This is a genomic window from Azospirillum ramasamyi, assembly GCF_003233655.1.
Lineage (GTDB): Bacteria > Pseudomonadota > Alphaproteobacteria > Azospirillales > Azospirillaceae > Azospirillum > Azospirillum ramasamyi.
In genome coordinates this window covers 364,385-374,979 of sequence record NZ_CP029833.1, presented here as the reverse complement: position 1 = coordinate 374,979, position 10,595 = coordinate 364,385, and the positions used below count along the sequence as shown (strand labels likewise).

Here is a 10,595-nt window from a genome sequence, read left to right as displayed (position 1 = left end):
CCGCCGCGCAGACAAATGGGGGACTCGATGGCCGATACCGACGATATCCAGGAGCGTATCCGACGCCGTGCCCATGAGCTGTGGGAAAGCGAAGGCCACCCGCACGGCCGCGATGCCGACCATTGGGCGCAGGCGGAAGCGGAAATCCGCGGGGCCGGTGCGCTGGAGCCGACCGAAAAGGTCGCCGGGTCGCGCAGGAAGGCCGGCACCTCCAAAACCTCGGGCAAGAGCACCCGCGCCGCCGCCGAATCGCTGTCGGAGGTCGCGAACGCCCCGGCGGAAGCCCGGCCTGACACCGCCGCGGCACCCAAGGCGAAGGCCTCCGCCAAGCCGCCTGGCAAGTCGAAAGCCGCAGCAAGCCCGGCGGAGGAGACGCCGGCCCCCGAACCGGCCCCCGAGCCTGCCAAAGCTCCTGCGGCGAAGTCCCCGGCGAAATCCGCCGCCAAGGCTTCGGCAGCCAAGACTCCGTCTGCAAAATCTCCGTCCGCCAAGACTGCTTCCGTCAAGCCGCCGCGCGCCGCGAAGAAGGACAACGGCAAGACCGCTCCGGCCGGCTGAGGCCAAAACCCGCATTCGATTTCGGAACCCTGCGGCGCCGGGGCCGGTTGGCAGGTCTATCCTGCGACCTTCCCCGGAGGACCGATCATGTCCGCCCCAGCCGTGCCGTCGATGGACGACTGCATCCGCGACTGCACCGACTGCCATACGATCTGCCTTGAAACCGTCGCGTATTGCCTGGGCAAGGGCGGTGCGCATGCGGAGGCCGGACATATCCGCCTGATGCTGGACTGCGTCGACATCTGCCGCGCCAGTGCCGATTTCATGATCCGCGGCTCCCGCTTCCATCATCTCACCTGCGGCGCCTGTGCCGAGATCTGCGCGGCCTGCGCCGACGACTGCGACCGCATGTCCGACGACCCGATGATGAGGCGCTGCGCCGACATGTGCCGCCGCTGTGCCGAAAGCTGCCGGGCGATGTCGCGGATGACCGCGTAACGGACGGCGGCCGTCAGGATTCCCCTCACGCAAAGCACGTCCCCGCGCCCTCCGCCGCCGCAGTCCTCACGGCGTGCATGGCAGGGCAACACCGCTGTCGCGCCTCTGGCGTCCGCGACAGGAGATTGCTAAGGTGCCCAGCCATTTCGTTCCATTCCTTTCGCCAACTCGCCGAAATCGACCAGCTGAGGACCGATCCATGCCGCACTACCGTTCCCGCACCTCCACCCATGGCCGCAACATGGCGGGCGCGCGCGGCCTGTGGCGGGCGACCGGCATGAAGGACGGCGATTTCGGCAAGCCGATCATCGCCATCGCCAACTCCTTCACCCAGTTCGTTCCCGGCCACGTCCACCTGAAGGATCTGGGGCAGCTGGTGGCGCGCGAGATCGAGAAGGCCGGCGGCGTGGCGAAGGAGTTCAACACCATCGCGGTGGACGACGGCATCGCCATGGGCCATGGCGGCATGCTTTACAGCCTGCCCTCGCGCGAGCTGATCGCCGACGCGGTCGAATACATGGCGAACGCCCATTGCGCCGACGCGCTGGTCTGCATCTCCAACTGCGACAAGATCACCCCCGGCATGCTGATGGCCGCGATGCGGCTGAACATCCCGGCGGTCTTCGTCTCCGGCGGCCCGATGGAGGCCGGCAAGGTCAACTGGCGCGGCAAGGTCAAGTCGGTCGATCTGATCGACGCCATGGTCGCCGCCGCCGACCCGACCGTCTCCGACGAGGAGGCGGCGGAGATGGAGCGCGGGTCCTGCCCGACCTGCGGATCCTGCTCCGGCATGTTCACCGCCAACTCGATGAACTGCCTGACCGAGGCGCTCGGCCTGTCGCTGCCCGGCAACGGCACCATCCTGGCCACCCATGCCGACCGCAAGGAGCTGTTCCTGGCCGCCGGCCGCCTCGCCGTCGACCTCTGCCGCCGCTGGTATCAGGAGGAGGACGCCACCGCCCTGCCGCGCGGCATCGCCAGCAAGGCGGCGTTCGAAAACGCGATGACGCTGGACATCGCCATGGGCGGCTCGACCAACACCGTGCTGCACATCCTGGCCGCGGCGCAGGAGGGCGGCATCGACTTCACCATGGCCGACATCGACCGGCTGTCGCGCCGCGTCCCCAACGTCTGCAAGGTCGCCCCGGCGGTGTCCGACGTCCACATCGAGGACGTGCATCGCGCCGGCGGCATCTTCGGCATCCTGGGCGAACTGGACCGCGCCGGCCTGCTGAACCGCGAGGCTCCGACCGTCCATGCCCCGACGCTGGGAGAGGCGCTGGACCGCTGGGACGTGATGCGTACCCAGGATTCCGCCGTCCACACCCTGTACCGCGCCGCGCCCGGCGGCATCCCGACGGTCGTCCCCTTCAGCCAGGAGCGCCGCTGGCCCGAGCTCGACCTCGACCGCGAGAAGGGCGTGATCCGCAAGGCCGAGAACGCCTTCAGCCAGGACGGCGGGTTGGCCGTGCTGTACGGCAACATCGCGGAGAACGGCTGCATCGTGAAGACGGCGGGCGTCGACGCCTCCAACCTCGTCTTCGCCGGCCCGGCCCGCGTCTTCGAAAGCCAGGACGACGCCGTCGCCGGCATCCTGGGCGACGTGGTCAAGGCGGGCGAGGTGGTGGTCATCCGCTACGAGGGTCCGCGCGGCGGCCCCGGCATGCAGGAAATGCTGTACCCGACCAGCTACCTGAAGTCGAAAGGACTGGGCAAGGCTTGCGCGCTGGTCACCGACGGCCGTTTCTCCGGCGGCACCTCGGGCCTGTCGATCGGCCACGTCTCGCCGGAAGCGGCGCAGGGCGGCGCCATCGGCCTGGTGCAGGACGGCGACCGGATCGAGATCGACATCCCCAACCGCATCATCCGCCTCGCTGTCGGCGATGAAGAGATGCAGCGCCGCCGCGACGAGATGAACGCCAAGGGCCTCGATGCCTGGAAGCCGGCCAGCCGCGAGCGCGTGGTCTCCCCGGCACTCCGCGCCTACGCCGCCCTGACCACCAGCGCCGACCGCGGCGCCGTGCGCGACGTGACACAGGTGGAGAGTATCGCCGTCCGCCGCTGAACGGGGCACCGTCCGCCTGCACTCGTGTCGTATCTCTCCGAGTCAGGCACGTCGAACATGCATCACAAGTAACAATCGAGGCGCCGCGCAAGTCGCGGCGCTTTCTTTTTGAGGCAGAACTACATACGGGGATATGCCACCTTCCGGCTGCGCGAATTTCTGGAGTGCCGCATCGCTCGGATGTTCGCAAAATTCGAAATACATGCTCTAATATGCCCGCGCGATATTCGCGAGGGGGGCGGGCATGGCGGACGCCATGTGGAGCACAGCGACCGACGACGGCGGTCCCGGACAGGATGCATCGCGCCTGTCCGTCGATAAGCCGCGCGAACGCAAGGTGGTGACGGCGATGTTCGTCGACATCGTCCGCTCCTCCGCCATGGTTGCCGGCCGCGATCCGGAAGACGCCGACGACCTGCTCCTGTCCATCCTGAACCGGGTGACGGAGGCGGTGCCGCGTTTCGAGGGCACGGTGACCCAGATGCTGGGCGACGGCTTTCTGGCGACCTTCGGCGCTCCAGGCGCCAAGGAGGACCACGCCCTGCGCGCCTGTCTGGCCGCCCAGGACATCCTCGGCGCCACCCGCGACGAACAGGGCCGCCCGCTCTTCCACATCCGCATCGGCATCAGTTCCGGCGACGCGGTCGCCCATGTGGTGACCAACGGCCTGTGGACGGATTACCGGGCGGTCGGCGAATGCGTGCATATGGCGGCCAAGCTGCAGCAGCGCGCCGCTTCCGACACCGCCCAACTCACCCGCGACACGCTGGACCTGATCCCGGTCGGCGTCGCGGTGCGCCCGATGGGAAGCCTCCGCTTATCGGAGGAGGTGGAGCCGATGCCGGCCTTCCTGCTCGACGGGGCCCGCGCCGTGCGCCGCACCGCCACCGACCTCCTGTCCGCCACCAATGCCCCCTGTATCGGCCGGGAGCGGGAGGTCGCGGCCCTGTTCGCAATGGCCGATGCGGTGGAGGGCGGGACACCGGTTCAGCTCCTGCTGCAGGGAGAGGCCGGGATCGGCAAGTCGCGCCTCGTGGGCGAATTCCTGCGCGACCCGCGCAGCCGGCGCTGGACCCTGCTGCAATGGCCGCAGATGCCGATTCGGCGGCTGGCCGATCCGGACGATCTGGAGGCGGTGGCGCTGAGCTTGGCGGAGCAGGTGGCCGGCTGCGCCAGCGAACAGGGGATCGACTGGGTTTGCGAAGCGGCCTCGCGCCGTTCCGGCTCGCTGTCCGGCGACGCGGTGCGCGCCCTGTTCGGCCGGCCGAGCCTGGACCCGCTATGGACCGGCCTGGACGCCGCGCAGCACCTGTCGCTGGGGATCGAGGGGCTGGTGGGCGCGACGCTGGAACTGGCGGCTCCGCTCCGGTGCCGCGACGGCGTCGAGGCCGCCGACGAGGCGATGGACGGCGTCGTCGGCCGGCCGCTGCTGGTTCTTGTCGAGGACGCCCATTGGGCGCGGCCGGTGATGGTGCGGCTTCTCGAACGGCTGGCGGAAGCGCTGCCGGGCTCCGGCTCCCGCCTGCTGCTGCTCGCCACCCGGCGGCCGCCGCCGCTGGGGCCCGAGTCGCAGGAGCAGGGCTGGAACGGCCGGGCGGGCGGCCGGCGTATGGAACTGGGCATGCTGTCGGCGGAACAGGTGCAGAGCTTCCTGGCGCATTGGCTGGGACCGGACTGGTCGCTGGTCGAACTGAAGGCCCAGGTCGCCGCCCGCTGTCAGGGCGTCCCGCTCTATCTGGAGGAGGTCCTGCGCACGCTGGAGGCCACCAACGCCATCGAGGGCACACCGGGCGCCTACCGCCTGATCGATCCGCTGGTGGTCCACCGGCTGCCGCGCACGCTGCACGCCCTGCTGGCCGAACGCATGGACCTGATGTCGTTGGAGCGGCGCCGGCTGCTGATGAACGCGGCGGTGATCGGTACGACGTTCGACGTCGGACTGCTCCAGGCCCTGGCCGGCATGCCGATGACGAAGCTGTCCGACTGCCTCGCCTATCTGGAGCGCGCCGGCTTCGTGCTGCGCACCCGCCTGCTGCCCAACCTGGAATATTCCTTCAAGCACGCGCTGATCCAGGAGGTCGCCTACGCCACCCTGACCAAATCCGACCGCCGGGCCCTGCATGCCCGTGTTCTGGAGGCGCTGCGCCACCGCCGCGACCACGACCTGCCGAACCGCCTGGATCTGCTGGCCCACCATGCCTTCATGGCGGAAAGCTGGCCGGCCGCCCACCTGTTCGGCCGCCGCGCCGGCGTACGGGCGGAGTTGCGCTCCCGGCTGGAGGATGCGAGCCGGCATTACCGAAACGCGTTGGATGCACTGAATCGTTGCCCAGATCGGCCGCGCAAGCCGTTTCAACGGATTGACACTTCCATTTCGTTAGCACGAGCCAGAATGCCGCGCGGCTTCACCGATACCGGCCAACTGCTGGACGAAGCTCGGAAGCTGTCAATTTCTGTGGGAGATCCGCGCCGCTATGCGCGGGCGTCGTCTATGTTTGCCGCAGTTGAGTGGTCAAACGGCAATATAGACAGAGCCATTCATTTCATTCGCGAAGGGCTTGCTGCCAATGATGGAAGCTTTGATCGCAGAATACAGATACAACTTCTTGGAAGGCTGGGCGGAATATTAGCGGAAAAAGGTCTTTATCTCGATGGGTACAACGTGCTGCGGTCTGCGCGCGAAATGCTACCCCCAAACTGCCTCCATGAACGATTCGGACTTGCTGTGATCGGCAAAGTTGGAGTTTGTGCCAATCTCGCAAGAAATTGTGCCGAAATTGGCTATGAGAGCGAAGCTATCAGTACGGCCATTGAAGCTGTTGAGGCTGCAGATGCAAGCAATCACAATTTTTCCAGACTCTACGCTTATGAGCATATGGGTTGGTCGTATCTGTTGTTGGGGAAAGCGAGAGAGTCAATTTCTTATCTCGAAACCGCGCTTGATATCTGCGAACTGACGCACTCAAAACTTCATAAGCCATTTTTGTTGGGAGCCGTTGCCTATGCAAACGTGCTGATCGGCAGAGCCAATAATGGGCTGACGCTCTTCGAGCAAGCGTTGGCGATCGCCGAACAAGAGCGGGTCAATGCCTATATCAGTCAGGTCCATCTTTGGCTGGCCGAGACACACCACCTGATAGGGGAGCTGGAACAAGCAAGAAAACAGGCAGCGCTTGTCAAACAGTCGGCATCAGCATCGGGCAGGATCGGCTATCTCGCAAAGGCAGATGCGCTGGACGCGGAAATGGCCTTCGCAATGAATAACGGTGCCGAAGGTTCACGGCAGGCTTTAGAGCTTGCGGAACGAAATGCACGGATTCTGTCTCTGACCCGTACCGCCAATAGATGCGCCAGGATATTGGCGGGGAAGGGCTTGAAGTTCGAAAGGCAAGAAGCGACCTCCCATTTAGTTTCATAAAATTTTTAGCGGAAATCGGACCTCCGGAAATAATCGAGCACATAACTGCGGATTGCGTTAGTCAACGGCATCGTTGTCGGTCGAGAAGAATCGACTTCTTGACAGAGTTCACGGACAGGTCGTTCTTCTTTTTTCGCAATTTCGTCCAATCCACTCCAGATTGCCATTTCCAAGCGCAGCTTTGCACGGCGATCCGTAAGAGGAATGGTCCGGGAGACCACTGACGGCCAAACCATCAGGCTACGCAGATCGGTGCCATATGTCACATCAAATAAGGATTTCCTTTGAAAATGCATAGGCCGCTCCTAATGCTGGACGGATTGATGTCGTCGCCCGCGACCACTACACTGGCCCAACCTCAAGCACTGTGAAGTTCTTCACAGCGGAGCATCCCTTCGCATGTGAAGAGTTGGTACATCAGCCACACACACTTGAAGGGCACTCTCATGAATATGTCGATCTCCCAGGCTTCGATGATCCGTGGCGCTGACGGTCGTCTCTATGCCGTGACAGCTCATGGCGTTACGGAAATCGCCGACGCCGCCATCGCCACCGCTCGCACCCATGTCCGTTCCGGTGACCGCGCCGGCTTCGAAACCGCAGATCATGAAGCTGCCCGCACCATGATCGCTCCGGGCGCCTGATCGGGTTCCCGGTTCCGGTTCTTCGGACCGTGGCCACCGGCACCGCTTCAGGCGCTGACCGGCCACGGACCCGGGAACGGGACGCACCCTCTCGATTTTCCTCCGCCCCGGACAAGCCGCGATGCCCTTCGATCTGCTCGATGTCAAAGCCTCCGTTTCGGATGCGGTGAAGGCTCACACGGTCGGCACCCACCGGGTCATGGCGCCCGAACAGACCCTGGCTCGGGTCGCCCCGTTCCTGCCGATCATGGGGATCACCCGGGTCGCGAACGTCACCGGACTGGATGCCGTCGGCATTCCGGTGGTGATGGTGACGCGGCCGAACTCGCGCTCCATCTCGGTGTCGCAGGGCAAGGGGGTGACGCTCGCCGCCGCCAAGGCGTCGGGGGTCATGGAATCGATCGAGAGCTATCACGCCGAACGCATCACTCTGCCGCTGAAGTTCGCCAGCTTCGAGGAGCTGCGCTGGACCCACCCGGTGGTGGATGTCGACCGCCTGCCCCGACTGTCGACCGGCAGCTTCAACCCCAACAGCCCCATCCTGTGGATCGAGGGGCAGGATTTGCTGAACGGCGGCCCGAAATGGGTTCCGTTCGAGATGGTCCACCTGAATTTCACCGTACCGATGGCCCCCGGCCACGGCGCCTTCCTGGCCGGCTCCAACGGTCTGGCGTCGGGCAACCACAAGGTCGAGGCGATCAGCCACGCCGTCACCGAACTGGTGGAGCGCGATGCGACCACCCTGTGGCGCCTGCAGGATCCGGTTGCCCAGGCGGCGACCCGCATCGACCTGGACAGCATCGACGATCCGGTCTGCCGCTCGCTGATCGACCGGTTCGAAGCGGCGGGCGTCGCCGTCGGCGTGTGGGAGACCACCAGCGACGTCGGCCTGCCCGGCTTCCTCTGCCGCATCGTCGAGCGCGAGGAGCTGCCACAGCACTCCATCCGCCCGGCCACCGGCATGGGCTGCCATGTGGCGCGCGAGATCGCCCTGTCCCGCGCCCTGACCGAGGCGGCGCAGAGCCGCCTGACGTTCATCGCCGGCGCCCGCGACGACATGCCCCGTGCCGAATACGAGCGCCACCTCGACCCGGCCCACCATGCCCGCTGGAAGGCGATGATCGTCGATGGCGCCGGCCGGCGCTCCTTCCATCACTGCCCGACCAGCACTGCCCCCACCATCGAGGCCGACCTCGCCCACCAGCTCGACCGGCTGCGCGCCGTCGGCATCCAGGAGGCGGTGGCGGTCGACCTGACCAAGCCCGAATTCGGCATCCCCGTCGTGCGCGTCGTCGTGCCGGGGCTGGAGGGTGCCGACGAATCCCCCGATTACCTGCTGGGCGAACGCGGCCTGCGCGTGCTCGGCGCCCAAGCCATGGAGAAGGCGGCATGAGCGGCGTCTATGTCTTCCTCGGCCCCACCCTGCCGCGCGAGGATGCGGAGCGGGAGCTGGACGCCACCTACCTGCCGCCGGTCGCCCAGGGCGACGTGCTGCGTCTGTGCGCTGAGAAGCCGGCGGCCATCGGCATCATCGACGGCTTCTTCGAAAGCGTGCCGTCGGTCTGGCACAAGGAAATCCTCTACGCCATCCATGCCGGCATCCCGGTGTTCGGCGCCTCCAGCATGGGGGCACTGCGCGCGGCGGAGCTGTATCCCTTCGGCATGATCGGCGTCGGCGCCATCTTCGAGGCGTTCCGCGACGGCCGGCTGGAGGACGACGACGAGGTCGCGGTGATCCACGGCCCGGCCGAGCTGGGCTACACCGCCCTGTCCGAGGCGATGGTCAACATCCGCCGCACCCTGTCCGACGCGGTGGCCGACCGGGTGCTGACCGCCGGAACCTCCCTGCGCCTGGAATCCATCGCCAAGGAACTGCCCTACCGCGAGCGCGGCTATGGCAGGATGCTGCGGCTGGGCGGCGACATCGGGCTGCCGGCGGACGAGCTGGCGGCTTTCCGCGGCTGGCTGCCGCAGGGCCGCTTCGACCAGAAGCGCGACGATGCCAAGACCATGCTGCGCAGCATGGCACGAAGCCTGGGCCGTCCCACCGGCAACGATGCGGCGCCGGAAGCCCGTTTCCATTTCGAACGGACCGTCCTTTGGGAACGCGCTCTGCGGGATGCGGTACCTCTCGCGATGTAGGTGCGTTTCCGGTAGATTGATCGCGCCGGGGTGGCGACCATCGCCGCCGCGGCGTGAAACCGTGCCGGGACGGATGGATGAACGCGCCTGTGGATGTGGCGGCGGTGCTGAGGCGCAACCGCCTGCTCGGAGAACTCGACGTCGGGCAAATGGCGGAAATGCTGGGGCTGGGCCGTATCGTCCGCTTCGATGCCGACCGGATCATCTTCGACAAGGGCGATCCCGGCGACAGCCTGTTCGCCGTATTGAAGGGCCAGATCGCCATCCGGACCTCATCGGCGGATGGCAAGACCATGCTGCTGAACATCCTGGAGGCCGGCGATGTCCTGGGAGAGATCGGCCTGATCGACGGCCGGGAACGCACGGCCGCCGCCGTCGCCCTGCGCCCGGTCGAGCTTTACCGCATCGACCGGGCCGATTTCATTCCCTTCCTGGAACGCCACCCCCGCCTGTGCACCAGCATGATGGTGGTCCTGTGCGACCGGCTGCGCTGGGTGTCCGAGAACATCGAGGATGCCGTCTTCCACGATGTCCCGCGCCGGCTCGCCCGCAGGTTGCTGCTGCTGTCGGACAGCTACGGACAGCCGACCCCGGCCGGCTTGCGCCTGACCTTGCCGCTGTCGCAGGAAGCACTCGCCAACATGCTGGGCGTCACCCGCGAAATGGTGAACAAGTGTCTCGGCGCCCTGCGCAAAACCGGCGCAGTGACCTATGCCAAAGGCTTCATCGTCATCAACGATCTGGCCTTGCTCAAGGACATGGCCGGGGATCCCGAAAGGACTCCCTAGGGAGAGTCCTAACAAGCCGAAAGTTTTGTTCCCAAAGCCGGTTATGGTCGCGTTATAGTGGGCGCGCGGTGGGGGCAACCGCAAGGGCAGGACGAGGATTCGATAAAATGTCGAGCGATGGGAACAACAGGTCGCGAGTATATCAACTTTCTGGTGTCGCCTCCCTGGTCTCCCGCACCATGAAATTGTCCGGCCGCGAGGTCTCCATCCGTCTGGAGCCATCCTACTGGGAAGGGCTCGCGGAGATCTCCGAGCGGGAAGACCTGACGGTGGAAGAGCTGTGCGGGGATGTCCGCGACCGCATGGAACAGCAGGGCCGCCATTCCTCCCAGTCCGGCGTATCGCTCGCGAACGCACTGCGCGTCTTCGTGGTCGGCTATTTCCGGCAGGCTGCGACCGAACGCGGCCATGCCCGCGCCGGTCACGGCCAGGGCCGCCCGTTCATCGCCACCCCCTTCGACAAGGTTCCCGCCACCAGCGAAAGCTGAGAAGGCCCGGGCGTCCGGGAAGGGGCGGGCAGTTCGGCCCACCCCCACCCTGAG

10 protein-coding genes are annotated in these 10,595 nt (G+C 66.2%); 9 read left to right on the top strand and 1 reads right to left on the bottom strand.

Annotated elements, in window-relative coordinates:
* Window positions 1-27: 27 nt before the first annotated feature.
* The 4 genes from DM194_RS23970 (at window position 28) to DM194_RS23955 (ending at window position 6,479) form a co-directional block, all read left to right on the top strand.
* Window positions 28-558, top strand: a complete 531-nt coding sequence (locus tag DM194_RS23970) for a DUF2934 domain-containing protein (RefSeq protein ID WP_246024564.1) — start codon at window positions 28-30, stop codon at window positions 556-558.
* Between the two features lie 87 nt (window positions 559-645).
* Window positions 646-996: a four-helix bundle copper-binding protein gene (locus DM194_RS23965; RefSeq protein WP_111070060.1), complete on the top strand. Its 351-nt coding sequence runs from the start codon at window positions 646-648 to the stop codon at window positions 994-996.
* A gap of 199 nt (window positions 997-1,195) precedes the next feature.
* Window positions 1,196-3,061 carry a dihydroxy-acid dehydratase gene (gene ilvD, locus DM194_RS23960; RefSeq protein ID WP_111070059.1) on the top strand — a complete coding sequence of 622 codons (1,866 nt, stop codon included), beginning with the start codon at window positions 1,196-1,198 and terminating at the stop codon, window positions 3,059-3,061.
* 244 nt (window positions 3,062-3,305) lie between these two features.
* The gene (locus tag DM194_RS23955; protein WP_111070058.1) at window positions 3,306-6,479 is read left to right on the top strand and encodes an ATP-binding protein; all 3,174 of its coding nucleotides are present in this window, start codon (window positions 3,306-3,308) and stop codon (window positions 6,477-6,479) included.
* 5 nt (window positions 6,480-6,484) lie between these two features.
* Here the strand turns inward: DM194_RS23955 and DM194_RS23950 are convergent, their stop codons facing one another.
* Window positions 6,485-6,646, bottom strand: coding sequence for a ribbon-helix-helix domain-containing protein (locus DM194_RS23950; RefSeq protein ID WP_246024622.1), 162 nt, complete (start codon window positions 6,644-6,646; stop codon window positions 6,485-6,487).
* Between the two features lie 279 nt (window positions 6,647-6,925).
* Between DM194_RS23950 and DM194_RS23945 the strand changes: the two genes are divergently transcribed.
* The 5 genes from DM194_RS23945 (at window position 6,926) to DM194_RS23925 (ending at window position 10,541) form a co-directional block, all read left to right on the top strand.
* Entirely contained in the window at window positions 6,926-7,123 is a 198-nt protein-coding gene (locus DM194_RS23945; RefSeq protein ID WP_111070057.1) for a hypothetical protein, read from the top strand.
* Between the two features lie 121 nt (window positions 7,124-7,244).
* Window positions 7,245-8,516 carry a YcaO-like family protein gene (locus DM194_RS23940; protein ID WP_111070056.1) on the top strand — a complete coding sequence of 424 codons (1,272 nt, stop codon included), beginning with the start codon at window positions 7,245-7,247 and terminating at the stop codon, window positions 8,514-8,516.
* Window positions 8,513-9,265, top strand: coding sequence for a TfuA-like protein (locus DM194_RS23935; RefSeq protein WP_111070055.1), 753 nt, complete (start codon window positions 8,513-8,515; stop codon window positions 9,263-9,265). Before DM194_RS23940 ends, DM194_RS23935 begins: the two co-directional genes overlap by 4 nt.
* A gap of 77 nt (window positions 9,266-9,342) precedes the next feature.
* Window positions 9,343-10,053: a Crp/Fnr family transcriptional regulator gene (locus tag DM194_RS23930; RefSeq protein WP_111070054.1), complete on the top strand. Its 711-nt coding sequence runs from the start codon at window positions 9,343-9,345 to the stop codon at window positions 10,051-10,053.
* Between the two features lie 179 nt (window positions 10,054-10,232).
* Window positions 10,233-10,541 carry a ribbon-helix-helix domain-containing protein gene (locus DM194_RS23925; RefSeq protein WP_111070053.1) on the top strand — a complete coding sequence of 103 codons (309 nt, stop codon included), beginning with the start codon at window positions 10,233-10,235 and terminating at the stop codon, window positions 10,539-10,541.
* Window positions 10,542-10,595 lie beyond the last annotated feature (54 nt).

Bases quoted from the DNA above. Each gene is read 5' to 3' on its own strand.
- DM194_RS23970 (WP_246024564.1), top strand. From the start codon at position 28: ATGGCCGATACCGACGATATCCAGGAGCGTATCCGACGCCGTGCCCAT.
- DM194_RS23965 (WP_111070060.1), top strand. From the start codon at position 646: ATGTCCGCCCCAGCCGTGCCGTCGATGGACGACTGCATCCGCGACTGC.
- ilvD (WP_111070059.1), top strand. From the start codon at position 1,196: ATGCCGCACTACCGTTCCCGCACCTCCACCCATGGCCGCAACATGGCG.
- DM194_RS23955 (WP_111070058.1), top strand. From the start codon at position 3,306: ATGGCGGACGCCATGTGGAGCACAGCGACCGACGACGGCGGTCCCGGA.
- DM194_RS23950 (WP_246024622.1), bottom strand. From the start codon at position 6,646: ATGGCAATCTGGAGTGGATTGGACGAAATTGCGAAAAAAGAAGAACGA.
- DM194_RS23945 (WP_111070057.1), top strand. From the start codon at position 6,926: ATGAATATGTCGATCTCCCAGGCTTCGATGATCCGTGGCGCTGACGGT.
- DM194_RS23940 (WP_111070056.1), top strand. From the start codon at position 7,245: ATGCCCTTCGATCTGCTCGATGTCAAAGCCTCCGTTTCGGATGCGGTG.
- DM194_RS23935 (WP_111070055.1), top strand. From the start codon at position 8,513: ATGAGCGGCGTCTATGTCTTCCTCGGCCCCACCCTGCCGCGCGAGGAT.
- DM194_RS23930 (WP_111070054.1), top strand. From the start codon at position 9,343: ATGAACGCGCCTGTGGATGTGGCGGCGGTGCTGAGGCGCAACCGCCTG.
- DM194_RS23925 (WP_111070053.1), top strand. From the start codon at position 10,233: ATGAAATTGTCCGGCCGCGAGGTCTCCATCCGTCTGGAGCCATCCTAC.